Origin of the sequence: Desulfobotulus mexicanus, assembly GCF_006175995.1 — a bacterium.
Classification (GTDB): Bacteria; Desulfobacterota; Desulfobacteria; order Desulfobacterales; family ASO4-4; genus Desulfobotulus; species Desulfobotulus mexicanus.
In genome coordinates, this window is sequence record NZ_VDMB01000023.1 from 18363 (window position 1) to 43991 (window position 25629).

23 protein-coding genes are annotated in these 25629 nt (G+C 50.3%); 18 read left to right on the top strand and 5 right to left on the bottom strand.

All coding sequences use genetic code 11. The annotated features are described in order from the left end of the window. The first annotated feature begins 99 nt into the window (after window positions 1-99). The 8 genes from FIM25_RS13935 to FIM25_RS13970 all read left to right on the top strand — a co-directional run bounded on the left by FIM25_RS13935 (window position 100) and on the right by FIM25_RS13970 (window position 8931). Window positions 100-1074 carry a CoA transferase subunit A gene (locus FIM25_RS13935; RefSeq protein WP_139450465.1) on the top strand — a complete coding sequence of 325 codons (975 nt, stop codon included), beginning with the start codon at window positions 100-102 and terminating at the stop codon, window positions 1072-1074. Continuing rightward, complete coding sequence (locus tag FIM25_RS13940) at window positions 1074-1886, top strand: CoA-transferase subunit beta (protein WP_139450468.1); 813 nt, start codon at window positions 1074-1076, stop codon at window positions 1884-1886. The genes FIM25_RS13935 and FIM25_RS13940 overlap by 1 nt, the downstream gene beginning before the upstream one ends. A 107-nt stretch (window positions 1887-1993) precedes the next feature. Continuing rightward, a complete protein-coding gene (locus FIM25_RS13945) occupies window positions 1994-2287 on the top strand; it encodes a hypothetical protein (RefSeq protein ID WP_139450470.1) in 294 nt (97 codons plus the stop codon). Further along, window positions 2284-3408 (top strand): enoyl-CoA hydratase/isomerase family protein, encoded by a 1125-nt coding sequence (locus FIM25_RS13950; protein WP_139450472.1) that lies wholly within the window; start codon window positions 2284-2286, stop codon window positions 3406-3408. Before FIM25_RS13945 ends, FIM25_RS13950 begins: the two co-directional genes overlap by 4 nt. 23 nt (window positions 3409-3431) lie before the next feature. Further along, on the top strand, window positions 3432-4217 hold the full coding sequence (locus tag FIM25_RS13955; RefSeq protein WP_139450475.1) for an enoyl-CoA hydratase-related protein: 786 nt from the start codon (window positions 3432-3434) through the stop codon (window positions 4215-4217). An 86-nt stretch (window positions 4218-4303) separates the two neighbouring features. Next, window positions 4304-5551, top strand: coding sequence for an L-lactate MFS transporter (locus FIM25_RS13960; RefSeq protein ID WP_139450477.1), 1248 nt, complete (start codon window positions 4304-4306; stop codon window positions 5549-5551). Window positions 5552-5764: 213 nt separating this feature from the next. Then, on the top strand, window positions 5765-6172 hold the full coding sequence (locus FIM25_RS13965) for a hypothetical protein (protein WP_179953393.1): 408 nt from the start codon (window positions 5765-5767) through the stop codon (window positions 6170-6172). Window positions 6173-6582: 410 nt separating this feature from the next. Continuing rightward, window positions 6583-8931, top strand: a complete 2349-nt coding sequence (locus FIM25_RS13970; protein WP_179953394.1) for a sigma 54-interacting transcriptional regulator — start codon at window positions 6583-6585, stop codon at window positions 8929-8931. A gap of 185 nt (window positions 8932-9116) precedes the next feature. Here the strand turns inward: FIM25_RS13970 and FIM25_RS17160 are convergent, their stop codons facing one another. Then, on the bottom strand, window positions 9117-9284 hold the full coding sequence (locus tag FIM25_RS17160) for a hypothetical protein (protein WP_179953395.1): 168 nt from the start codon (window positions 9282-9284) through the stop codon (window positions 9117-9119). A 222-nt stretch (window positions 9285-9506) separates the two neighbouring features. Between FIM25_RS17160 and FIM25_RS13975 the strand changes: the two genes are divergently transcribed. The 4 genes from FIM25_RS13975 to FIM25_RS13990 all read left to right on the top strand — a co-directional run bounded on the left by FIM25_RS13975 (window position 9507) and on the right by FIM25_RS13990 (window position 16171). After that, window positions 9507-9953, top strand: coding sequence for a PaaI family thioesterase (locus tag FIM25_RS13975; RefSeq protein WP_179953396.1), 447 nt, complete (start codon window positions 9507-9509; stop codon window positions 9951-9953). A 9-nt stretch (window positions 9954-9962) separates the two neighbouring features. Beyond that, window positions 9963-11390, top strand: coding sequence for an efflux transporter outer membrane subunit (locus FIM25_RS13980; protein WP_139450481.1), 1428 nt, complete (start codon window positions 9963-9965; stop codon window positions 11388-11390). Between the two features lie 428 nt (window positions 11391-11818). Then, window positions 11819-13081 (top strand): efflux RND transporter periplasmic adaptor subunit, encoded by a 1263-nt coding sequence (locus FIM25_RS13985; RefSeq protein WP_139450482.1) that lies wholly within the window; start codon window positions 11819-11821, stop codon window positions 13079-13081. A gap of 3 nt (window positions 13082-13084) precedes the next feature. Next, complete coding sequence (locus FIM25_RS13990; protein WP_139450483.1) at window positions 13085-16171, top strand: efflux RND transporter permease subunit; 3087 nt, start codon at window positions 13085-13087, stop codon at window positions 16169-16171. Between the two features lie 12 nt (window positions 16172-16183). Here the strand turns inward: FIM25_RS13990 and FIM25_RS13995 are convergent, their stop codons facing one another. Beyond that, window positions 16184-17650 (bottom strand): sensor domain-containing diguanylate cyclase, encoded by a 1467-nt coding sequence (locus FIM25_RS13995; protein WP_179953397.1) that lies wholly within the window; start codon window positions 17648-17650, stop codon window positions 16184-16186. Window positions 17651-17926: 276 nt separating this feature from the next. Here FIM25_RS13995 and FIM25_RS14000 point away from each other — a divergent pair, with 276 nt between their 5' ends. Both FIM25_RS14000 and FIM25_RS14005 read left to right on the top strand, forming a co-directional pair. Next, window positions 17927-18412 (top strand): YkgJ family cysteine cluster protein, encoded by a 486-nt coding sequence (locus tag FIM25_RS14000; RefSeq protein WP_179953398.1) that lies wholly within the window; start codon window positions 17927-17929, stop codon window positions 18410-18412. After that, complete coding sequence (locus tag FIM25_RS14005) at window positions 18402-19217, top strand: substrate-binding periplasmic protein (RefSeq protein ID WP_179953399.1); 816 nt, start codon at window positions 18402-18404, stop codon at window positions 19215-19217. The genes FIM25_RS14000 and FIM25_RS14005 overlap by 11 nt, the downstream gene beginning before the upstream one ends. A gap of 3 nt (window positions 19218-19220) precedes the next feature. Here FIM25_RS14005 and dinB read toward each other — a convergent pair whose 3' ends face one another. Beyond that, complete coding sequence (dinB, locus tag FIM25_RS14010; RefSeq protein ID WP_139450487.1) at window positions 19221-20381, bottom strand: DNA polymerase IV; 1161 nt, start codon at window positions 20379-20381, stop codon at window positions 19221-19223. A gap of 153 nt (window positions 20382-20534) precedes the next feature. On the opposite strand from dinB, the gene FIM25_RS17955 reads away from it, so the two are divergent. From FIM25_RS17955 to trhA, 3 genes are all read left to right on the top strand, one after another. Further along, window positions 20535-20738 (top strand): FeoB-associated Cys-rich membrane protein, encoded by a 204-nt coding sequence (locus FIM25_RS17955; RefSeq protein WP_139450498.1) that lies wholly within the window; start codon window positions 20535-20537, stop codon window positions 20736-20738. Window positions 20739-20827: 89 nt separating this feature from the next. Then, complete coding sequence (locus FIM25_RS14020) at window positions 20828-21601, top strand: Smr/MutS family protein (RefSeq protein WP_179953400.1); 774 nt, start codon at window positions 20828-20830, stop codon at window positions 21599-21601. Between the two features lie 199 nt (window positions 21602-21800). Further along, window positions 21801-22454: a PAQR family membrane homeostasis protein TrhA gene (trhA, locus tag FIM25_RS14025; protein ID WP_179953401.1), complete on the top strand. Its 654-nt coding sequence runs from the start codon at window positions 21801-21803 to the stop codon at window positions 22452-22454. An 8-nt stretch (window positions 22455-22462) separates the two neighbouring features. Here the strand turns inward: trhA and FIM25_RS14030 are convergent, their stop codons facing one another. Both FIM25_RS14030 and FIM25_RS14035 read right to left on the bottom strand, forming a co-directional pair. Then, window positions 22463-23224, bottom strand: a complete 762-nt coding sequence (locus FIM25_RS14030) for an alpha/beta hydrolase (protein ID WP_179953402.1) — start codon at window positions 23222-23224, stop codon at window positions 22463-22465. Window positions 23225-23259: 35 nt separating this feature from the next. Further along, window positions 23260-24582 (bottom strand): M23 family metallopeptidase, encoded by a 1323-nt coding sequence (locus FIM25_RS14035; protein ID WP_179953403.1) that lies wholly within the window; start codon window positions 24580-24582, stop codon window positions 23260-23262. 273 nt (window positions 24583-24855) lie between these two features. On the opposite strand from FIM25_RS14035, the gene FIM25_RS14040 reads away from it, so the two are divergent. Further along, entirely contained in the window at window positions 24856-25566 is a 711-nt protein-coding gene (locus FIM25_RS14040) for a FadR/GntR family transcriptional regulator (RefSeq protein WP_139450492.1), read from the top strand. Window positions 25567-25629 lie beyond the last annotated feature (63 nt).

The window sequence follows — 25629 nt, forward strand, 5'->3', positions numbered from 1 at the left end:
GAACAGTGTTTTTCTGTGCAGTCTGCGTAACTGTGACGGGATGATGGTTTTTTTCCTGTGGCAGGATGGCAAGCCAGCTTTCTTTAGAAGGAGGAGAAAATGGCAAAACCCGTAAGAATGAATCTTAAGGAGGCCGTTGCACAGATTCCCGACGGCGCAATGCTGACCTTCAGCGGCTTTACCATATGGCGGCGTCCCATGGCCGCTGTGTATGAAATGATACGGCAGGGCAAGAAGGATCTGCACCTTGTGGAAGTGAATGGCGGCACCCATTCCGATCTGCTCATCGGCGCAGGTTGTGTGAAGATCTGGGAGAGCTGCTGGATAGGCCATGAGCTTTTTGGAAAGATCGGTGCCAACCTGGCCCGTAAGGCAGAAGCCGGCGAGGTTATTATTGAGGATTACAGCCATGTGCAGATACTTTACCGCATGGCCGCAGGTTCCATGGGGCTTCCCTATCTGCCCACCTACGCCAGTATGGGTACGGACATGCTCAACCCTGCCTATGATAATCTTAAAACAGCCGGGTTGAGGGACGGCAGCAATCCTAAGATTCCTAAAAAGAAATATGAAATTGTATCCGATCCATTCTATGGCGGAGAACTGCTGCACATGCCTGCTGCAAACCCGGACTGGTGTATTGCCCATGTTCAGATGGTTGGGGAGGAAGGTACGGTAAGGGTTGAAGGACAGCTTTACTCCGACTCCGAAGCCATCAAGGCATCGGACAATGTCATCATCGTTGCAGAACAGGTGGTGAGCGAGGACTATATCCGTCGAGAACCCACCCGTAACCTGATTTCAGGACATCAGGTTTCCTGCATTGTGGAACAGCCCTGGGGTGCTCACCCCACGGGATGTTTCGGCTGTTACGAAACCGATGGCAGTTTTATCCAGAACTTCTTCAAAAGCACCCGTTCCCAGGAAGGTCTCGATGCCTGGGTGAAGGAATGGATCCACGATATACCGGATTATGAGACCTATCTTGAAAGAATCGGCATCACCCGACTGGAGCAGCTGCGGGCAAACCCGGCCTTTGGATATTCCACCACAATCAAGAGGGGGACACGCTGATGAGTCGAGATACTACCCTTGCAAAAATTGGAGAGTTCAAGCCCATAGATCTTCTGGCAGTGGCTGCGGCCCGTGAAGTTACCGACGGTGATGTGGTGTTTGCAGGCACAGGACTTCCCATGCTGGCTATCGGTCTGGCCCAGCTTACGACGGCACCTACGGCGGTCTGTATTTATGAGGCTGGCAGCGTGGATGGCAGGCCCATATCTCTTCCCACCTCCGTGGGTGATGCCCGGTGTATCTATCAGGCATCCGTGGCTTCAGGACTTTTTGATGTCTTTAACCAGCTCCAGAGGGGAGTTGTGGATCTGGCTTTCCTTGGTGGTGCGGAAGTGGACAAGTATGGAAATGTAAACACCACCGGTATGGGTAAATACGGCATTATTCCGGAGAAAAGACTCACCGGCTCCGGTGGTAACTCTGATATCAACGGTCTTGCCAGAAAAACCGTTTTCATCATGGTGCAGGAAAAAAGACGCTTCAGGGAGAAGGTTGATTTTGTGACTTCTCCGGGATGGCGGATTCCCAAATGGCCTTCCGGTGAAATGGTGCCCAAGAAAGAAGTTTACAACCGGGCTTTCCGGGGTGGCCCTGAGGCTGTGATTTCCAACATGGGTGTTTTCCGCTTCGATGAAAACGGAGAGATGTATCTGGATACCTATCATCCCGGATGCACACCCCAGCAGATACTTGAAAACTGCAGCTTTGATTTAAACATCAGTCGGGTGAGTGGTGAAACAAAGGCACCGACTTTGGGTGAGCTGGATCTGCTTTACAAAACGATCGACCCGGAAGGAATTTTCCTTCCGTAATCGGTATGCCGGTACGCCCCGTACCGGCACTCTCCCCCCTTGCCGGGGATGCCCTTTGATGGTCCCCGGCTTTCTTTCCACCCTTACTGGGGAAACAGGAGGTCACAATGCAGGATGCGATGTTTTCTACGCCCCGTTGCTGGCAGAGCTTCTGGGTCCGGGATACGGCCCTTCTCTTCAGGCTGGCCTCCCCCCTGGGACGATTTTGCCGCATGGGCGTGGTGGTGGTCTGGACTTTTGGAAAAAATCCACCCCGTCTTCCTGAATCCTTTGGTCTGGTAAGGGATGCGGAAGCCGTGGCCTCCATCCTTTCTCTGCCTCAGGATGCCAGGGTTCTTGGTTTCATTCCCCTTGCTGGTGCAGGCGAAAAGACCTGTTTTGATGAAAGGGTTTTTACATGAAAAGGGATATACACCTTTCATATATTCCTCTGGCTGGCGGCAAAAGGCTTCTTTGTATCCGCATTGAAGCAGAGGAGCGTCTCAATACCCTGCGTATGGAGACCACCTTAGCTATTGGGGATGCTGTACGCAGGGCAGATCAGGATGAAAGCGTGGTCTTTGTCTGGCTGGAAGGCAAGGGCGGAAAAGCCTTTTGTGCGGGTGGGGATGTCCGGCTGCTGTCCGGAAAGTATCTGGGGGGGGACAAGAAAAGCGCTCTTGATTTTTTTACCACGGAATACAGTACGGATTATTCCATCCACATGGCAAAAACACCGATTCTCTGTTTTGCCCACGGCATTGTCATGGGTGGAGGGATAGGTATTCTGGCCGCTTGCCGTCATAAGGTGCTGACACCGGACGTCGTTCTGGCCATGCCAGAGGTTAGCATCGGGCTTTTCCCCGATGTGGGTGCCACCTGGTTTCTCAACCGTATGCCCAGAGGCTGCGGAAGGCTTCTTGGTCTGTGTGGATATCGCATGGATGCTGCGGATGCCTGTTTTCTGGGTTTTGGAGACCGGGTGGTACAGGAAGATGACAGGGAAGCTCTTTTTGAAAGCCTTGTGGCACTGGACTGGACAGGCAATCCCGAAAGGGACGCTCAGGCTGTGGATGCTGTACTGGCCCATTTTGAACTGCCTCTGGAGTCGGGTTTTCTTGCGGAAAAACCCGAATGCCTGCGAAAGCTGGCTCTGGCACCGGATCCGGTGACTTTCGGAGAAATACTTGTGGAATCGGGAAAACGGGAGCCTAGGCTTATACAGGCTTCAAAAACCTTTGGTTCGGCAAGTCCTTTCAGTATCTGTCTTACTTGGAGACAGCTTGGTACAGGCAGACACCTTTCCCTGAAGCAGGCATTCTGTCTTGAGCTTATCCTTGCGGCCCGCTGCATGGAACATCCGGATTTCCATGAAGGGGTCCGGGCGCTTCTGGTCGATAAGGACCAGTCCCCTGCCTGGAAGGACGGCAGGCTTGAAAATGTTGATCCCGGAGAAATCCGTAACTGTTTTACTCCGCCCTGGTCTTCCCTGCATCCGCTGAAGGATCTGCCGGATCCGGCTCTGATTTCCGGCTGGTCGTAAATACTATGGAAAAAGGATGAAACATGGAATTCAAGAATCTTATTTATGAAAAAGAAGATGGGATTGTCCGCATTACCCTGAACCGCCCCAAAGCTCTGAATGCTCTGAATGGGGAACTCATTGCGGAGCTGAATACGCTGTTTGATGCTCTGGCGATGGATGATGGCGTGCGGGTTGTTCTGCTGACGGGAGCCGGAGACAAGGCCTTTGTGGCGGGTGCTGATATTTCCGAGCTCGCCCACATGGACAGTTTTTCCGCAAGGATCTTTGCCGATGCTGGGCAATCCATGATGGCAAAAATTGCCCTCCTTCCTATGCCTGTCATAGCCGTTGTTAACGGTTTTGCCCTGGGCGGCGGATGTGAATTGGCCCTGGCCTGTGATTTTATCTATGCCTCGGAAAAAGCCATGTTTGGTCTGCCCGAAGAAACGCTGGGGCTGATTCCCGGTTTCGGGGGAACCCAGCGCCTTGCAAGGCGGGTGGGTGCTGCCATGGCCATGGAGCTGATTTTTACGGCAAAGCGCATTAAAGCTGAAGAAGCAAAAGAGCTTGGTCTGGTTAACCGTGTGCTGCCCGCAGAGCAGCTGATGGAAGAAGCTCAGAAAACAGCAGCATCCATAGCAGCAATGGGGCCAGCAGCCATAGCCCTGGCCAAGGTTGCTGTTCATAAGGGGATCGAGGTGGATCTCATTTCCGGATCTTATATGGAAAGGGAGGCCTTTGGTCTTTGTTTTGCCAGTTCGGATGCAAAGGAAGGTACCTCAGCCTTCCTTGAAAAACGCAAAGCTGTGTTCAGCAAGACCCGTTGAAAAATGTTTTTCAGCGGTTTGGATCCTGTGATGTCTTATGCAGGCCTTCTTTCTGATCAATAAAGTTGCAAACCAAGGGGGAAACCATGCAGGAAAAGGTTTTGTTCAATCGTTGGCTGGTCGTTGCGGGTGCCTGTCTTATGCAGGCCATTCTCGGTGCAGTGTATACTTGGAGCCTTTTTAACTCAGCCCTTGTTGAAAAATTCGGGTGGGACAGGGGAGATGTGGTTTTCACCTTCTCGGTGACCATGGTTTCTTTTACCATTGCCGTACTGGTGGCAGGAAGGGTGCAGGATAAGCTCAAGCCCAGAAATGTTGCCATTGTGGGTGGTATTGTTGCGGGTATGGGGGTTTTCCTTGCGGGACAATCCACTTCCATCATGGGTATGTATCTGACCTACGGTTTCATCACAGGTTTTGCCATGGGTGCCGTGTATGTGGTTCCCGTAGCTACCTGCGCCAAGTGGTTCCCGGACAGACGCGGTTTTGTAACCGGTCTTAATCTGGCCTTTGTGGGTGTTGGTGGGATGGCATTGAAACCTGTGATCGTATCGCTCATTAATAATGTGGGTGTGTCGGAATCCTTTGCCTATCTTGGTATAGCCTATGCTATTCTTATCGTGATTGGTGCATTTTTCATGGTGCAGCCGCCTGCTGGCTATGTTCCTCCGGGATATACTCCTCCCAAGGAGGGTGTTGCCCAGACCGGTAAGGTGACTCAGTCTGCCAAACAATATACTCCTTCTGAAATGATGCGTACACCCCAGTTCTATTCCCTGACCCTGATATATTTCTTCGGTGCAGCTGCTGGCCTTATGGTTATTGCCATTGCCGCCAACATCGGCATGGACCTTGTTGGTCTTACTCTTGCCCAGGCGGGTAATGCTGTTGTCACCATTTCCCTTTTCAATGCACTGGGGCGTTTCAGTTGGGGCGCTATTTCCGACCGTATCGGTCGCATGCAGTCCCTGGCTCTCATGTCCGCAGGTTTTGTGGTGGTCATGATCTTCATGTCCCTTGTTCCCATGAATTATGGAACCTATCTGATTGCAACCTGTGTTGTTGGTTTTTGTTTCGGTGGGTATCTTTCCACAACACCTTCCGTTGTAACGGACTGGTTTGGAACCAAGAACGTGGGTAATAACTACGGCATAGTTTTCCTTTCCTATGGTGTGGCAGCCATGTTTGCTCCCCGTTTTTCCGTTCAGATGGGATACACAACGGCATTTATGGTGGCAGCGGTTCTTTGTGCCGTGGGTGCTGTTCTGGCCTTTACCACCAAGCCTCCCCGTCAGGAAGTTACTGCTGCGGAAAGGGTCCATGTATCCTCATAGGATATTTCCGGGTTCATACGGATGAAATGCATTTGATGCTGAAGCAGGCGTTATAAAAAGGGTTGCAGGCGGGAGTAATCCTCCTGCACCTCTTTTTGCCTCACTGGTGTGTTTGAATCTCAGGAAGAATGGCCTGAACAGCATGTTTAGCTAAAGATAAATTCCGTTGCTGCATTGTGTAACATGCCTTTAATTTTAAAAAGTGAGGCTGCCATGACTCTTCCCGATAAAAAAGACTCCCTGGAAAAGCGTTTTCGATATGATGCAGACAAAAATCGTTTTTATGTGAATTTTGAAAACTACAGCATTGAAAGCTTAAGGGATATTCAACGTATTGAGTTTATTGTTGCTGAACATCTTTCACACCTTGAAAAACGTGTGGATGCCATTGTGAATTATGAGAATTTTACCATTCAACAGGAACTGATGGATGAATATGCCAGTATGGTAAACCGTTTAATGGAACATTTTTATGCGGGTGTTACCCGTTATACTACTGATGAGTTTCTGCGTGAGGAATTGGGAAATACCCTTAAGAAAAAAAAGGTAAAACCAAATTTCTATGAAAGCATAGAAGATGCAGAGCATGCCTTGACCGTATATACATGGAGCTGGGGATGAAGGAAGATTTTGTACATCAGGTGTAGATGAACCTTGGTATTGTGTCTTTTCAGACAGGGCAGCAAACTAAAAAAACGCAAAAATTTCAGTCACAATCTAAAACTTTACCATTGCCATGGGCCGGGCATGGGGAAGTCTGGCAGATATGAATCCCTTCGGATCATTTATGATTCTGTCGGGATTCTTTTTTTTAGGGGCTTGCATTTTTGTTTGTCCTGAGGTTGGATGAATTAAAACCATGTTCTTTAATGTGGTGTGTGATCTGTTAAGGGTTTCAGATCAATTTTAGGTTTCCATGTATGGAAGGTGAAGTTCCAGCAGAGCCTGAATCAGATTTGTAGCCTGACAGAGCTGCACCTGCCTTATATCGAATACTGTAACCCTGAATCTGCGAAATGGATGTGAACCAAATGAACTGGGAAGAGTATACTGATATGATACCTGCGTCCGGAGAAGAAAAGCCTTTGGCTCTGAAGGACCTGGAGACCCTCGTTATTTTTTTGAGGCGTTGCAACCATGCCCTTCTGAAGGCCAGCGATGAGTCCTATCTTCTGCGGGAAATATGCATGGCTCTGGTGGCCATGGGAGGCTATGCCCTCTGCTGGGTTGGGTACAGGGAAGACAGCGAAGGTAAGCCTGTACGGAAGGTGGCCTGCTGGGGAGAGGGGAAGGCATATCTTGAGGAGATGAAGGTATCATGGGCAGAGTCGGGTCCAGGTTCCGATACGCCTACGGGAATTGCTATACGTACAAAAGAGGTTTTTCTGAGCCGGGATATGGAGATTTCTTCCAGTGATTATCCATCGGAGTGGGTCTCCGATGCTCTGGCCCATGGTTTCCGTTCTGTTTTGAGTCTTCCCCTGATGGTGGAGGGCCGCAGAAGACCCATTGGTGCCCTTACCCTGTATTCTTTTACCAAAGGGGGCTTTGGGGAAAAGGAATGCGTTCTTCTGTCCAGCCTTGCCGATGATGTGGCAAGCGGCATTGACCATCTCCATCAGAAGCTGGAGCGGGCAAGGGTGGAAGAGGCTCTGCTTATGGCAGAGGCCCGCTATGCCGGTGTTTTGGAAAACACAGGTACAGGAACCATACTTATTGAAAATAATGAATATATCCGTTTCTGCAATGCCACCTTTGCAAAGATGACAGGCTATACCCGAGAGGAAATCCTTGGCAAGAAAAAGTGGAAGGATTTTGTGGTACCGGAAGATGTCAAACGCATGGAAAATTATCATGTGTGGAGGCGTACGGAGCCGGGGCGGGCACCTTCGGTTTATGAATGTCAGTTTTTGAATCGGGCAGGAGAGGTTAAAGACGTTCTCATGAAGGTGGGCATGGTGGAGGGTACACAGGTAAGTGTGGCCTCTTTCATGGACATTACGGAAGCCAAGAGGGCAAGGCACCTTCTGCATGAGCGCGAAGCACAGCTGGCTGCCATCGTCAATCACCTTCCGGGTCCTGTTTTTGTCCGGGATATTAAGGGCAGGGTTATTTTTGCCAACCGTCGTCTTATTTCACAATCCGGATATAATCCTGAAGGTGAATATTGCTATTCAATTTTTTATAAACGTAAGAAACCCTGCAAAGATTGTCCCGTGGAAAGGGTTTTTGCCGGTGAGACCGTGCGCAAGGAAGTCTTTTTTTCCGAAGAAGGCCGCTGGTACGAGGTTATCTATGCCCCCCTTGCATCCTTTGACGGTACTGTGGGCCGGGTGCAGGCAGTTTTTATTGATATTACTGAACGAAAAGCTTCAGAATCCGCCCTGATGGTAAGGGAAGAAAGCCTGAGGGAAGAAAACAGGYGGCTTCGTTCAGCCATGCAGGAACGCTGGCATTTTGGTGGACTGGTGGGAAAAAGTCAGGTGATGCAGGATGTTTATGAGAGGATTCTTAAAGCAGCATCGGGTATCAGCAGTGTTATTATTTACGGGGAATCGGGTACGGGAAAGGAACTCACGGCCAGAGCCATCCATGATATGAGTGAAAGGGTGCGTGGGCCCTTTGTTGCCGTTAATTGCGGAGCCATTAGTGAGAATCTTGCGGAGAGTGCCTTTTTTGGTCATAAGAAGGGTGCTTTTACCGGGGCAGACCGGGATAAGCAGGGCTACCTTGCCGCTGCGGACGGAGGAACGCTTTTTCTTGATGAAATCGGAGAAATCCCCCTGGCCATGCAGATAAAGCTGCTCAGGGCGCTGGATGGTGCCGGATTTACGCCTGTGGGCGGCACTGAAACCCTGAAGCCGGATATCCGTGTCATTGCGGCAACCAATAGAAATCTTTACGATCTTCTGCGGGAAAACCGTATGCGGGAAGATTTTTTTTACAGAATTCATATTGTGCCCATACGTCTTCCTGCCCTCAGGGACCGCAAGGAAGATCTGCCACTTCTCATGGATCATTTTTTTAATAAATATGGTGCTGGCAGGGTGCTGCCGCCGGTGACGGGTAAGCTGCTGGAAGCCTTTTCCAGCCATGACTGGCCGGGTAATGTCCGGGAGCTGCAGAATGCCATTCAGCGTTATCTTTCATTGGGGAATCTTGATTTTCTGGGTGAAAGGGATGGACTTAAGGAAGATGAGGTTGAGTTTGAAAAAAGTACGACCCTTGTTCCGAGGGTGGATGCCTATGAGAAAAAGCTCATTGTGGAAGCACTTCACCGCCATCAGTGGCACAGGGAAAATGCTGCTGAAAGCCTTGGTATCCATAGGAAAACTCTCTTTACCAAAATGAAGAAATTCGGACTTTTGAATGAAAACTGAGGGGGATATCTGTAGTTTTCATTTCACAGGTCTTGCAGGCGCAAGGTCTGTCACTGCCAAATGATTTCACCACCCTGGGCTGCAGGGCACCCTTCACGGGGTGCCCGCTGGCAGACCCGGAGACCTGCCTTATCATTTTCCTGATTTCAGTTCGTATGGCTGAAGTACAGTGGTACTCAGTTTATTTATTGGGAAATACCGGACAAGGCTCTTTCAATAAGGGCAAGCTGCTCCGCGTCTGTGTAGATTTCGCAGGTTTTTTCTGATTTGAGGCCGGTTTCTTTTGTTTCCATGTCTTTTGCCTGTTCCGGACTGCCTGTTTCGGATCTGTACATGCGCTTCTTTCCTCTCATGAAGTTGTCTTTGTTTTAATGAATAACAATTCAGGCCCTGCGTATAATACGGCCCGAAAAGCCCTTTTCATCCGAAGCTTTAACGTCCCCTTCCTGTTTTTGCAAGATCCTTTCTTTACCCAACTTTACTTGACGCTTCTGGTATTTTTGATCAGATCGGGTAAAAGAAGGATGTATGTTTTTGGGACTGCTTTAAAAAAAATATGGAAAGTGGAGAAGGCTGTGCAGGAAAAATTCAATTCCCATGAAGGCATTTTAAGAAAATTAAAGAGTATGGGCCAAAATATGGGGGATGGTTTTGTTCTCCCACCCTGCTTTGAGACCCTGAACGGGATTTTTACGGAATATCTACCGGGTGCTTACCTTTCCTGCAGATTCATGCACGAAAAGGGATTGGCCAATCCCGCAGGGTCTCTGCAGGGAGGCTTTCTCATGGCTGCCTTTGATAATGTCTTCGGCCCTTTTTCCATTCTTGAGTCGGGCAGGGCTGCGGTGAGTCTTGAGTTGAACGGAACTTTTTTACGGCCGCTGATGGTGGAAGATCTGTCCTATGATATACGGGTTTCGCTTGTGGAAAAGTCTGCCCGTTTTCTTGTGATGGAAGCCGAAGCCAGAGACAGTCAGATGCGGCTTGCGGCAAAGGCACATTCGCGTATGTTTTTTCTTTAGGGGGCAGATGTGGCTAGACTGTTCTGTATTTTGCTGACAGTCCTGTTTCTTTGGGGCTGCGGGGTCAGGCAGCCGGATTTTCCGGAGATCCTGCCCCAGGGCCTGCCGGATGCCTACGGCGCAGAAGGGGGCCTCAGTGCTTTGCCCGCAGAAAAATGGTGGGAGGGTTTTGGGAGCCTTGAACTTAATATCCTTGTGGAAGAGGCTCTGGGTTCCAATCTGGATATCCGTGAAGCCCTGGCAAGACTGGATGCGGCAGCAGCTGGTTTTGAGGCAGGAAAATCGGGTTTCTGGCCGGAGCTGAATTTTAATGCGGAAGCCGGCCAGCAGAGGTCAAGGAACAGTGAAAGCGGTCAGGTCCGGACAACGGAACGCTATAATACTTTCTTTGCAGCCAGTTATGAAGTGGATATCTGGGGCCGTGTGGCAGCAGCATCCGCCGCAGAGGGTGAGCGTTTCCGGGCCAGCCGGGGGGATCTGGAAAGTGCCGCCATGACTGTGGCCGCAAGTGTGGCTGATACATGGAGTCTTTATGTGCATACCCTCTATCTGCTGGATCTTGCCCAAGGGCAGCTTGCAGAGGAAAAGACCCTTCTGGAGATAGAAAAGGCCCGTTTCAGCCGGGGCATGGCAGGTATTCTGGATATTCTGCGCCAGAAGGAAGTGGTGCTGGGTGTGGGTTCCCGCATTCCGGATCTTAAGGGAGAGCTGCGTCTGCAGGAGCATCGTATGGCTCTTCTTACGGGCAGGGCTGCATCGGAATTTTCCATGGGAGGGGCAGAAAAAAGGAGGGATATTTTTTTCCCTGCCCTGCCTGATCCGGGTCTGCCCCTTGAACTGATTGAAAAAAGACCTGATATACGTGCCGCCCAGGCCCGGCTTACGGCTGCGGGCTGGGATATGGAAGCCACCCGTGCCCTGCGTCTTCCGGGCCTCACCCTTTCGGGTCGGGGCGGGCTGACCGCAGCGGGCCTGGCCCTTTTGGGTGAGGGCTGGCTTCTGGATGCGGCTGCGGGTCTGGCCATTCCGGTTTTTGACGGAGGCAGGCGCAGGGCCAATGTGGCACGCAGTGAGGCTGTGGTCCGGGAAAGGGTGGCTGCCTATGAACGTAGTGTGCTGACCGCTGTCAGGGAGGTCGAGGATGCCCTTGTCCGGGAAGCACGTCAGGAAGCCCTTTTAGGGGAGACCCGTCTGCGTCTGGATGCGGCCCGGATGACACTGGAGGAAGCCCTGCGGCGTTACAGGCTGGGTGGAGACAATTTTGATCTGGTGCTCACGGCCCGCAGCCGGATACGGGATCTGGAAGAGCGCCTTGTGAATCAGCAGGTTGTCCGTATGCAGGCGCGTATAGCCCTGCACCGTGCTCTGGGGGGGCAGTGGTGGGAAGAAGGGGCGAGGGCAGGCCGGCCGGATGGCTCTGCAGGCACCTTACCGTAAAAATCTTTCGCAGGACGGACCTTTAAGCCTGCCTTTGACAAATTGAATACCTTCAATCAGGTGTATAGACAACCGAGCCATTTGTTCGTGACGCAATCTTATTCGGGAGCTTCTTGCCCTGTGCGGAAGCGGCAAAAACTCCCCGCCACAGGCAGGATAAGCTTTTTGATTACCATGGCAGGCCTTGGTACGCTGCCTTTGTGGCGGGTCAGACAGTTTGCCGCTTCTTTCGCACAGGTCTGCGACGCTCTGATCCGAAACGATTGCAATGTCACTCACAAACAGCCCGATTGTCTTTGTCTGGAGCCAAAATTCTGAAATTAATGAACAGTTTTTCAAGATAAAATGTTCTGAATAATTACTAAAAATGTTTTGCAGGAGCAGGTCTTCTTCTGATCAGAACAACCGTTTTCCGGGAGTATATTCTCATGACGCCATCCCTTTATGATCAACCACCAGTTTCCCGCAGATCCCTGTGGATCAGAATTCTTTTACCCCTTGTGATTATTGCCATGGGTGCGGGCCTTGGCCGGTATTTTCTTGAAACCAGGCCTTCGGCCCAGAGGAGACCGGCTGTGCAGGCTACCCCCCTTGTTACGGTTCTGTCATTGCAGAAAGAGCCGGCTGTGGAGCAGCTTTTCCTGATGGGTACCGTTGTGGCTGAAAAGGAGGTGGATATACGGAGTCCGCTGGCAGGCACACTGATTTTTATGTCAGAGGATTTTTTTCCGGGGGGGCATGTGGATGGGGGCGATCTTATGCTTAAGGTTGATCCTTCTGATTTCCGTATAGCTGTAGACAGGGCAGCGGCTGCCGTGAACAGGGCGGTTGCGGATCTGGACCTTGAAAAGGGCAGGGCAGCCATGGCAAAAGCCGAGGTGAAAACCCTGGAAGGCCTCACAGGGCAAAGCCTTGCCGCAACGGAGTTGACCCTGAGAAAACCGCAGATGCGTCAGATGGAGGCTGCCCTGGCTTCCGCCAGAGCGGATCTGGAAATGGCGGAGATTCAGCTGGAAAGAACCCGCATCAGAGCACCCTTTGACGGGGTGCTGACCCGCCGCAGTGTGGTGGCAGGCAGCCGGGTGTCTGCTGGCGAGGTTCTGGCAAGCCTTGCGGGAAGGGATGTTTTCTGGATAGAAGCAAGGATTCCGTTGGACCGGACCTCTGTTTTGCGTACCAGAAATTACGAAAAAGGACCTTCCCATGTTCGTATTCGTACCGCAGGTGGTGAGCGGCAGGGGAGGGTCTTTCAGATTCTTCCGGATATTACGGAAAATACCCGTATGGCCCGTATGCTTGTAAGTGTGGAAGATCCTTTAAGTTTGAAAACTCCACTGCCTTCGCTTTTTCTTGGGGATTTTCTTTCCATGGAGGTGGAGGGACGCCGCTTTGAAGAGGGCTTTTTCCTGCCCCATGGCAGCCTGAGGGAGGGGCGTCAGGTCTGGGTGGTGGACGGGGAAAATCGTCTGCGTTTTGTTGTTGTGAATCCTTTGTTTACCGATAAGAGAGGCGTATACATTGCCCCTGACCTTGAGGAAGGCAGTCTGCTGGTGATTTCCGATCTGGGCCTGGCTGTGGAAGGGATGACCGTGGAAACAGAGATACAGGGAAGTCCATCTTTCCCGGGTGAAGCCATGGAAAAAGGATCGGGAAAAGCTCCCCGAAGGTCTGAAAAGCCGGAAAAGGAATAGGATATGGAAAAGCAGACAGGGGGCCCCATTGCCTGGATGACCCGCAACAATGTTGCAGCCAATCTTCTCATGGTGGCCTGCCTTGTGGGTGGCCTCATCATGTTCTCGGGCATCAAACAGGAGGTTTTTCCTGATTTTGATCTTGGAGTGGTAACGGTTTCCGTGGCCTATCCCGGTGCAGGTCCTGAAGAAGTGGAACAGGGGATTGTGCTGGCCCTGGAAGAGGCAGTTCAGGGGCTGGAAGGGGTGGATAAGTTTGTATCTTTTGCTTTTGAAGGCATGGGAAGGGTGCAGATTGAAGTGCTTGAAGGCACGGATATTAACAGGTTTTCCCAGGATGTGCAGAGGGAGGTGGACAGGATCACCACCTTTCCCGAAGGGGCGGAAAGCCCCCGTGTTGTTGTGAATGCGAGAATGCGGGAGGTGCTTTCCATTGCTGTTTACGGGTCGGCGGAGGAAGCCGTACTGCGGGAAGCTGCGGAACTTTTGCGGGACCGGCTTCTGGAAGAGGAGGGCATCACCCAGACGGCTCTGGAAGGGGTGAGGGACCATGAGATTTCCGTCTGGATTTCTGAAGAAAAACTGAGACGCCATGGTATCACCCTGGATACCGTTGCCAGAAAGCTAGCGGAAATTTCTGTTGAGATGGGGGGAGGCCGTCTGGATACGGAAGGTGGTGAGATTCTTCTCCGTATGAAGGGCAGAATATACACCGCAGCCGGTTACAGGGATCTTGCCATTATGACCCACACAGACGGCTCCAGACTGCTTCTGGGGGACATTGCCCGTGTGGAGGAAGGTTTTGAAGACACCGATGTGAGGGCTTATTTCAATGGCTACCCTTCGGTCATGGTGAATGTCTACCGGGTTGGGGATGAAACACCCATTTCCGTTTCCAGGGCAAGTCAGTTTGCTCTCAAAGATTTTTCAGCAGGTCTGCCAGAAGGTATTGACGTTGATATAGTGAGGGATTTTTCAGAAGTCTTTGAACAGCGGGCAGATCTTCTTCTGCGTAATGCGGGCATAGGGCTTCTCATTGTTTTTATCCTTCTGGCCCTCTTTCTGGAGATCCGGCTGGCTTTCTGGGTGAGTCTTGGCATTCCCATCAGTTTTCTTGGAGCCTTTCTTTTTCTTCCCATGACAGATTTCACCATCAATATGATTACCCTCTTTGCCTTTATTGTAACACTTGGGATAGTGGTGGATGATGCCATTGTAGTGGGGGAACATGTGTATTCCCTTCGCCAGCGGGGTCTTTCCTTTATGGATGCTTCCATACAGGGTGCCCGTGAAATGGCCGTACCTGTCACCTTCAGTGTGCTGACTAACATAGTCGCTTTTTTACCCATGGCCTTTATTCCAGGAATGCTTGGTAAAATATTCGGTACACTGCCTGTGGTGGTGGTGGCTGTTTTTTTCATGTCTCTCATTGAAAGCCTTTTTATTCTGCCTGCCCATCTGGCCCATCAGCGGAAAATCAAACGGGGTGTTTTTGCAAAATTTTCGGATTTTCAGCATGCCTTCAGTCAGGGCTTCATCCGCTTTATAAACGGGTTTTACGGTCCCCTGCTGAGCCGCTGTCTGGCCCACCGTTATCTGGTGATTGCCGTGGGTATGGCTGTGCTGCTGGCCACCTTCGGGTATGTGAAAAGCGGTCGCATGGGAATGGAGCTTTTTCCCCGCATTGAGTCGGATTTTGCTTTTTGTGAGGCGGTTATTCCCTATGGATCTTCCAGTCAGCGGGCCACGGAGGTCCATGACCGGATTATTGCTTCGGCCAGAAAACTTGTGGCGGAAAACGGAGGAGAAGATCTTGCATTAGGGATTTTTTCCAGAATCCGGGAAAACACCATACAGGTACGGATTTACCTGACACCACCCGATGTCAGACCCGTGGGTACTACGGCACTGGTTCAGCAATGGCGGAAGGATGTGGGCAGGCTTTCGGGTATTGAAACCATCAGTTTTCAGGCGGATCGGGGCGGCCCCGGTTCAGGCAAGGCCCTGACCGTGGAGCTTTCCCACAGGGATATTGATACCCTGGAAGCAGCTGGCAGGTACCTGGCGGCACAGCTTATGGATTTTCCTCTGGTAAGTGACGTGGATGACGGCACTGCAAGGGGGAAAAAACAGCTTGATTTTGTCATGCTGCCTGAGGGAGAGCGCCTGGGACTGACGGCAAGGGAGGTGGCCCGGCAGGTGCGGGCTGCCTTCCAGGGTGTTGAGGCCCTGCGTTTTCAGAGGGGCAGAAATGAGATTACTGTCCGGGTACGTCTTCCTGCTGAGGAGCGTCTGCGCATGGAGCATCTTAAGGATCTGATTATCCGTACACCTGCGGGCGGGGAAGTTTTGCTGCGGGAGGTGGTGCGTCTGGAAGAGGGGCGGGCCTATACGGAGATAAGGAGGCGGGCTGGCCGCCGCATTCTCACCGTAACGGGGGATGTGACCCCGGCTTCACGGGCAGGTGAGGTGGTGGAAACCCTGCGGGCGGAGGTATTGCCGGATCTTAAAAACAGGTATCCGGGGCTGAATGCGGGTTTTGAAGGCAGGCAGGCAGACATGAAGGAGAGCACCCAGCGTCTTTTCATGGGGCTTTTGATGGCGCTGGTGGCCATATATGCCCTGCTGGCCGTGCCCTTTAAGAGCTACTTCCAGCCCCTTATCATCATGTGCTGCATTCCCTTCGGGCTGGTGGGGGCCGTTGCTGGTCACCTCATCATGGGTTATTCCCTTTCCATGATGAGTCTTTTTGGGGTTGTGGCCCTTTGTGGTGTGGTGGTGAATGCTTCCCTTGTGATGATTGACCGGGCCAACCGCAGCCGGAGGCAGGGGGTGGAGACCCTGCCGGCCATCTGGGAGGCAGGGGTTTCCCGCTTCCGTCCCATCATGCTGACCACCCTGACCACCTTCGGCGGGCTGGCGCCCATGATTTTTGAAACCTCAAGGCAGGCCCGTTTTCTCATTCCCATGGCCATCAGCCTTGGTTATGGTATTCTCTTCGCTTCTTTTATTACCCTGATTCTGGTGCCCTCTTTTTATATGGTGCTGGAAGACATAGCAGATCTTTTTAAAAAGAACAGGGAGCTTTAATGCCTGCGGGACTCATTCCTCCGTTTCCGTTACAACCTGATCCCTTCCCTTTTTTTTGGCCTGATAAAGCAGGGAATCCACACGGCAGAGAATAAATTCTGCCGTGTCTTCATTATTCATGGTGCAGACTCCTATGCTGGCGGAAACCTTCCATGGTACAGGTTTGGGCAGCTTCAGATTATCCTTGAAGCCAAGGCGCAGGGATTCCGCAAGATTTTCAGCTCCGGCAAGGTCAGTATCGGGAAGGATGACAAGAAACTCTTCGCCGCCTATGCGTGCGGCAAGATCCGAGGAACGCAGCCTTTTTTCTATGTTTTTTGCGGCAAGCTGGAGGATGGCATCTCCTTTTGGGTGGCCGAAGGTGTCATTGACGGCCTTGAAATGGTCCAGATCCAGCATGATGATGGAAAGGGGTTGTCCCGTGCGACGGGATCTTGCCATGGCCCGCTCCAGGCTTAAAAGGGCCTGTCTCCGGTTGGCAAGACCTGTGAGGGCATCGGTGCCTGCCAGGGTGATCAAGGCATGTTTTTCCTGCTCCTGCCGTTTGAGGGCTCTGGCCAGGGAATGGGTGAGAAAGATGAAAAAAAACAGAACCAGCAGGCTGATGGCGGCCGTTGTTCTGCCCTGCCGCCACCAGTTTTCGATCATCTGCTTTCTGGACAGGGAAACCCATGCTGCCATGGGATAAGGATCTATGGTCTGAAAGGCGATTATTCTCGGAGTCTTGTCAAGGCCCATGCCATGTATGACTCTGTTTTTGCCCAGATCCATATGATGGGGAATGATATGGGAGTATTTTCCAACAAAGTCTTCATGGTCGGGTATGCGGATGATGATCTGTCCGTTATTCATGAGCAGACCTGCTGTTCCATCCTCAGGTAGCAGAATTCCTTCGTAACTCTGAAGGAGAACTTCCAGATCAATTAGGGCGGCAAAGATATATTTCAGGTGACCGTCACTGGAGTAGTAGGCCTGTGATATGGCAAAAAACCATTTTTTGTCCTCCCGCATGGACTGTATGGGCGGGCTGATGACCAGTCCTTCGTGACGGCCGGTGTGGTGTATGCGTACATAGGGACGGTTTCTGATGTCCGGAACGGGAGGGTCGGCACTCCAGTGGAGGATGCCTCCTTCGGCATCAATGATGAGAAGATCCATGATATGGGGTTCATACAGGCTCAGTTCCTTTAGCTGGAGGCTTATATCCCTGCAGGTTGGTGCCTGGTTGTCACTCTGCAGACATCCGTCCATGGTCATGGACATACCCTTGAAAAGAATTCTTATTCCGGCCAGTTTCTGGGTGGAACTGAGGGCCAGCATGCGGGATAATTCCAGGGCTTTTTTTTCCCCTGCCCGAAAGGTATCCTGATAGTGGAAAAAGGCATTGCCCGCCATTAGCAGAACAATGACCAGCATGGCGGAAAGTCCCAGTCCGTAGGCCATGATTTTCGGATTGCTGCTTTTTTCGAAAATTGACATCATCGTTCTCTTTTTTTTGATAAGGATGGGCTTTGGGAGTTTATGGTGCAGATGAAATCCCTTTGCCGTGGGATCTTTTATTGTGGCAGAGCAGACCACTTTATGGAATAATACATATTTACGGTGGCAGCTTGCTAAAAAATATCCTATTATCATTTTATCTTAAAAAATCCCAATGTTTTTTGTATTGATGGCCCTGCTCTTTGTGTGGTCTGTATTTTGTTAAGATTCAAGCTGCCTGATGGGGATATGCTCTGGGCCGCAATGGGAGACTGTATGGGATTCTGGAAAAATAAAAAACTGGAAGAGATGAGTATGGAGGAATGGGAATCCCTCTGCGATGGCTGCGGCAGATGCTGCCTTGTTAAAATGGAGGAAGAGGAGACAAGCCTTATTTATTATACCCGGCTGGCCTGTGAGTTTCTGGACCTTGAATCTGGGGAATGCCGGATTTATAATGAACGATTCAGCAACAAAACAGAATGTCTTGCCATCCGGGATTGTCTGAAAAATAATCCGGACTGGCTGCCGGTTAGCTGTGCCTATCGCTGTCTTAATGAAGGTCGGGATCTGCCTTCATGGCATCCTCTTATGCAGGCCCCGGGAGTCAGGCTGCCCCGGGGCATAGGCGTTGGAGACTGGGCCTTTTCCGTCAGGGATATGGATTTATATTCCCTGGATCTGGAAGCCCATCTTATTTCTTTTGAGGGTGTGGATGGTTCGGAGGTCAGGCTTCTTGAGGAGGATGATGATGAGATCTGAAAGAAAAAATGGGTTCCGGACAGTTTTTTTTCTTCTCTCTGCTGTTCTGCTTACCCTGCCTTACCAGGGTAGGACCGATGAATTTTCTCCGCGGATTCATATTGTCACGCCGGAGTGGGAAGGTCAGACCCATAATGATGGTACTGGTTTTTTCTTTGAGATTTTAAAAAAAATTTATGAACCGGAAGGGGTTAGGGTGTCATGGGAGTTTGCCAACTGGAACCGTTCCCTGAATCTTTTGAGAAATGGCCATGCCGATGCCATGCCCAGTGTATGGAAAGAAGATGCCGATGCCGCAGGTCTCAAGGTTCCGGCTTTACCCCTTTACATTGAATATACTGTCGCTGTCTTTAAAAAGGAGCTTTTTCCGGACTGGGCGGGACAGAACTCCCTTAAGGGGCGTTCCGTTGTCTGGTACAGGGGTTATGATTATCATTTAAGAAATCCCCTCAAAGGTATTATCATGCACAGGATGGAGATTCCCGAAGAGGGCAATCTCTGGCGTCTGCTGGACGCAGACCGGGTGGATGCATTCATTGATTCCCGAATTGATGTGGATCGTTATGTTGATACGCATATGGTGGATACGGTGGTTTACCGGGTTGCTCCCCTCTGGGGTCAGAAGGCTTATCTGGCTTTTTCGGACAGGCCTTCTTCTATGAAGCTGATGCACATTTTTGATAAGGGCATGGCCCGTCTTCTGGCATCCGGGGAGCTGGAAAAACTGCACGAAAAGTGGCAGGTGGCTGGTTTCAATGCCTCAGCCTGGGAGCAGCCCGGAGAAATTGTGCTGGAAAGCCCGTAGTGCTTAACCTTTGTTAGGGGTGCAGTCTGTGGTTTTATGAAATATAAAGGGAAGAAGCATCTGTCCCTTTGTCTGTTCTGTTTCTGTTTCCGGGAACTGGGATATGGAAAGGCCAAGGAGGCGGACGGCTTTTTTCCCGGCTTCGGTACGGGCCAGAAGCTCAGGTATGTTTTCCATTATGTCTTCTGCACGCCACAGGGGGCGGACAAAGGTTGCTGATCTGGTTATGCTGCAGAAATTATCATATTTAACCTTCAGTGTAAGGGTATGACCGGCGTATTTTTTCCGGAGAAGACAGGCCTCAACATCTCTTGCCAGAGTTTTGAGAATGGCAAGCATGGTATCTGTATCCCGGATATCACTTTCCAGAGTGACTTCTCTTCCCATGGACTTTCTGATTCTCTGTGCCATGACAGGTCGCTCATCCCGGCCCATGGCAAAGGTGTAAAAATCCTTTCCTGCTTTACCAAAAAGGGCCTTCAGTTTTTCTTCTCCCATGGCTTTTATATCCGCCCCCGTAAAAAGGCCGTGCTTGTGCATTTTTTTTTCCGTTGTTTTTCCAACGCCAAAAAATTTGCGTACCGGCAGGCTTTCCAGAAAGGCCGGGGCTTCTTCTGGGCGGATGACGGTTATTCCTGCGGGTTTATGGATCTCCGAGGCCACCTTGGCCAGAAATTTGTTAAAGGAAACTCCGGCTGAAGCTGTAAGCCCCGTATGCTTATGGATTTCTTCCAGAAGTCTTTCTGCTGTGCGGGTGGCGGAACCAAGGTTCAGGATATCTTCACTGACATCAAGGAAGGCTTCGTCCAGGGAAAGGGGTTCAATGCAGCTGGAAAATTTCTGGCATATGGAAAAAATCTGTATGGAAACAGCGGCATACACTTCTTTTCTGGGATGGATAAAAATGGCATGGGGGCATTTCCGTAGGGCCTGAGCTGATGACATGGCGGAATGAATGCCGAATTTTCTGGCTTCATAGCTGCACGTTGCCACAACACCGCGGCCTTTGGGGTTGCCGCCTACAATGACGGGTCGGCCTTTCAGCTCCGGGTTGTCCCGCTGTTCTATGGCTGCATAAAAGGCGTCCATATCTACATGGATGATTTTGCTCAGGGCTGAACCGTTTCTGGCTGATGGGGTTTCATTATCGTTTTTGTGATCCATGGGATTATGGTGCTTGGGTTATTTTATCTGATATTTTTTCGGATGCTCATTATGGATGAGTCCTTTGTGGCTGTCAAAGGGCATTCTAGGTTTTTCTTGACCTTTTTAGGCAGGGCTATATATTTTAATTGGTTTAAAAAAGGAGGTTCTCCAATGATATTTATTGAAACCCTTGTTGTCGGACTTATTGTTTTCGGGTTGGCAGCCCTTTGCCTGCGGAGGATCAGGCCGAAGCACGGAAATAAAGGCTGCGGCCATGGCTGTAGCTGCAGTTCTTCCGGGTGTGAAAAAGCAGGGATAAAACCAGCCCCTGAATCTCTCTCCGCCAATTGCTGTTCCAGGGATATGAAGAAATGAATCTGTCGGTTAAGAAAATGATTTTTTACGTATGATATAAGTTATATTTTAAATTAATATTTTGTTTCATTCAGCCTGAAAGGATGCTTATGAAGGACTGGCTGTTGGGTCTGTGGAGAAAAATCTGGAGCAGAGAAGAAAAAAAACAGGATGATTCTGTTTCAGCTGCTGGAAAAAAAAGAAAAATCAGGGCCAAGAAGGGAAAAGATACCCGTGCCCGGAAAAAAAAGTCCCCCAGCTTGCCTTCAGCAAAGGCTTCTGAAAAGGTAGCTGAAAATGAAACGACAAAAAAACAAGAGACTGAGGTTTTACCGAAAAAAAATGCTTCCAGAGCCCACCAGTCATCAGTGGACAGTACACCATCGCTTCCAAAACCTCCAAAGAAACGCCTCCGTTTTCGGAAAAAATCAAACCTTCCTGTCCCCGAAATCAAGGAGAAAATCCCTGTTCTGGATACAGAGGCAGATCTTTTTGTGCTCATGGGCGGAGATCCGGAAAAGGAGGGGCCTGTGCAGGAACCGGATCTGCCAGAGCCTGAGATTATTGGAGAAAAAATAGAGAAGCCCAAGCCTTTTATCTGGACTTCTCCGGAAAAAACCCTTGATCTCCATGGCCTTAACAGTGCACAGGCAGATGTACGTATGCGTTCTGCAATCCTCACGGCGCGTGTTGAGGGGGTATCCATTATGCGTATTATTACAGGCAAGGGTCTGCACTCAGAAGGTGGCAATGGGGTACTTCGGGATTATGCTGAAGAGTTTTTGACCCATATGCAAAAGACCGGTGAAATCAGGATGTTCAGGTGGGAGGGTAAAACCAAGCGGAAAAGCGGTGCCGTTCTGGTGAAGCTCCCCGAAATCTGAGATTTCTGTTCTTTGTAAAACAATTATCACAAACTCTTTTTTATGTTTTCTTCCCTGTCAGAGAGACTATGCTCAGCCCTAAAAAGAAGTTTTTATGCATGATGAGCGTTTTTGGGGGATGCTCACTTTTCCGGGAAACTGGCGAGTGCAGATTCCCCTTCAGGATCAGGGGAAGTTTTCGGATAAAGAGGAGGAAAACATGGTAACCAGGAGACAGGAACTATTTAACTGCTATTCCCATCTGGCTGGAGGAATTGCTGCCCTTGTAGGCACTTTTTTTCTTCTCCCTGTGGCTGCTTCATCAAGGGAAGGTTTGATAACTGCCCTGATCTATGGCCTGTCCGTAACCTTTCTTTTTTTTGCCAGCGCCCTTTATCATGCGTTTAAACAGGAAGAAAACGAGATTTCCTTCTGGAGAAAAATGGACCGAATGGCCATTTTTTTTATGATTGCAGGAACCTATACGCCAATATCTTATTTCTGCCTGGAGGGCGGCTGGCGATGGGGGATGATCGGACTGCAATGGGGGTTTGTGGCCTTTGGTTTTTTGACTCAGGTTTTTTTCCCAAGGGCTCCACGTACATTTTATGCCGGAATTTATCTGGCCATGGGGTGGACCGCTGTTTTTCCGATGAATCAGGTTCTTGGTAACATGACGGCTCTGCAGGTGACTCTTCTCTTTGCAGGGGGTGTAGCTTTTACTCTGGGAGGCCTGATTTACGCCATAAAAAAACCCCGGATGGTTCCGGGGGTCTTCAGCTTTCATGAGCTTTTTCATGTGATGGTGCTCATTGGCGGTGCATTTCATTATGGTATGATTTACCATATCTATTTTCAGGCAGGTGCTTTGTAGCTCTTTCACTACAGTTTTTCCACTTCCTGAATCCACCTCAGCATATCCTGAGCCACTTCTTCCCATTCCGGTTCCCATAGCATGCCATGGGAAAGATCCGGGTAGTAGAAAAGTCTGGCTTTGGGATAGTAGCGGTGGATTTTTTTTACCACAGAGGGAGGGGTTACAAGGTCTTTACCTCCACAGAATACGGCCACGGGGCAATGGATTTTTGTCGCTGGCACCGATGTGATTGCAGAGGGAGTAAAAAAGGGAAAAGCCATTTCAAAAAAGGCCTTTCCGGATTCCGGGACAAGGCAGCTGAAAAGCTGCTTTTCTGTTTCCGGAGCCAGTCTGCCGCCGGTGATGCGGTGAAAGCTTCTTGAATTGGGCAGTATGGCCTTTTTTCTGAAATCACCAAGAAAGGCAACGGGAAGAAAGGTGATGAAGGAAGCAGGGTCAAAACCCGGAACTTCTGCAGGCGGGGCCGGTGTGATGAGAAGTATGGCTTTGAAGGGATGGCGAAGGGCAAGGATCTGGGCCAGCAGACCTCCCATGGAATGACCTATGAGTATGGTGTTTTCAGCGTCCTGGCTCAGCTTTTCTTCAAGGTCCTTAACATAATCTGCAATGCCACAGCCTGCAACTTTTTCAGGGTTTCCCGGAGGCTGATGGTGGAGAAGGGCAGGTATGCTCAGGGTATAACCCTTTTCCGAGAAAAAGTTTTTCTGCTTGCTCCAGAGTTCCGGAGATCCCCACATTCCGTGTATGAAAGAGAGCTTTGTGGCCATGTTTTTTCCTCTGGTATGCAATTCCATATGAATGCTTACATGGATTTTTTTTCTGCCTTGCTGTTTTTCTTTTCAGTTTTTTCAAGTTCTGCATACTGTATGCCGAGCTGTGGCTGCAGGCTGGCCACCAGAGCGGCAAATTCCTTCCTGCGTTCTTCGGGTAGTTCTCCGGCTCTGGGTGAATCAATTTTCGTGGGGTCTACTGGGACACCGTCTTTGGTCATACGGAAGCAGACATGGGGACCTGTGGCAAGGCCGGACTGGCCCACATAGCCGATTACATCCCCCTGGTTCACCTTTCTTCCGGGGCGCATACCTCTTTCGAAGCGTGACATGTGCAGATAGGCGGTTTCATAGCCGTTGCCGTGGCGGATGCGGACATAGCGCCCGGCCCCTGCATTCTGGCCTACCTGGAGAATGGTTCCGCTGCCCGCCGCGTAAATGGGAGTACCAGTGGGGGCGGCATAATCTACGCCATAGTGGGGCCTGTAATCTTTTAAAATCGGGTGCCAGCGGCGATGGGTGAAGCCTGAGGTGATACGGCTGAAGGGGACGGGATTTTTCAGGAAAAAGCGCTGGATATTCTGGCCCTGGGAGTTGTAGAAATCAGCGGAACCGTCTTCATTCTCAAAGCGGAAGGCATCGTAACGATGGCCCCTGTTGATAATTTCTGCGGCGAGGATATTGCCATAACCCTGAAATGTATCGTTGTGATAGCGACGCTCCACGAGCACGGAAAAGCTGTCTCCTTTACGAAGATCCCTTGCAAAATCAATTTCCCATCCAAAAAGATTGTTCAGGCGGACGGCAAGGGTAATATCTTCTGCGGTTTGCATGGCTTCGGACAGGCTTGTTTCAATGATACCATTTATTGTTGCAGTTTCAAGGTCAAAGCTGAGGGTATTCACCTCTGCATGGAAGCCTTCTTTGTCCAGCTCCACACTGAGAAACTGACTCCTGTTTATGCTGTATTCAAAGCCTGCAAATTCACCGTCCAGGGTGATGACTTTATAGTCCCTGCCTGTCCGGAGGCGTCTTAAATCAAATACAGGACTACTGCTTTTTCCCAGCTCATGGATGAGGGAAGGAGAAAGCCATGGAGAAAGGATGCGGCTGACTGTATCTCCGGCTTTTACGGTTCCCGTATGGATTTCTTCTATGGGTTCTGGTTTTTCGTTAAATGAGGCAGTGTTGAATTCCGGATCTTCCATGGAGATTTCGCTGCATATAGCCTCTGTAAGTGACTCGTTTTCCAGTGTTTCAGGTGTATGGCTTAAGAAGATGTCTGAAGTGGAACCGTATTGGAAAAAAAGAAAACTGCCTAAAAGAACGGCGCATGATGCAAGGATATATTTCATAAAAGGTCTTTGTTTTTTTAGGGTTGCTGGTTTTTGTTTTTTGGAATCAACCGGGTTCATGTAAGAGCGTAGTGAACCGGAATCCTTTCATGAACTTCAGATTTTAATTCATTTTTATCTCCATTGCCTCTATCACAATCAAGTAAGGCTTGTCAAAGATCTTGTGACCCTTAAAGGGGTATTGACGGCTCCTGCTGTATTTATGTATAAAGGTCTGACCATTGGAGGTTTGCATTTTTTCTGTTCTGTAAAAGAAATGGACAAGGGACTTGTATGTTTGAAAAAGCAAAGCAGAACCGGATGTTTCAGGATGTGGTGGAACAGATTCAGGATGCCATTCTTGAAGGTCGTGTGGTGCAGGGGGACAAGCTTCCCCCCGAAAGGGAATTGAAGGAAATTTTTGATGTGAGCCGGGGAACCCTGCGGGAAGCCCTCCGTGTACTGGAGCAGAAAGGCCTGATTGAAATCCGTCTGGGTGTGGGTGGAGGTGCCTTTGTACGGGAGGTGGCAACGGCACCTGTAACCGAGGGTTTGGCTTTGCTTCTGCGCAGAAACAAGGTTTCTCCAGCAGAGCTTGCGGAGTTCAGAAAAGATCTTGAAGCCAGTATTGCTGGTCTGGCCGCCCGCAGAGCAGGGTTTGATGACATTATTATATTAAGGGATTTTTTAAAGGATATGGCCCAGGCTCTGGAAGAGCCCTTTGACTGGGAGGCTGTGATTGCCGCAGACAACCGTCTCCACCTGACCCTGGGAGAAATTGCCGGCAATCAGGTGTACAGAACCATTCAGGCGACCATCCACGGAAATATCCATCCCTACTTTGATCGCTATGTGCCCAGAGACAAAAGTACCCTTGAGGGGAATTACAGGGATCTCTGTCTGCTGGTGGATGCGGTGGAGACAGGAGATGAAGCAGGTGCTGCACGGTGCATGCAGGCCCATCTTGCCCGTTATGACGGGTTCATAGTTGATGGTGGAAAGTGAGTCTGTCTGCGTGCCGGGCTGGATTATGTTAATGAATTGTCACCATGACATTTGATGCTAAAG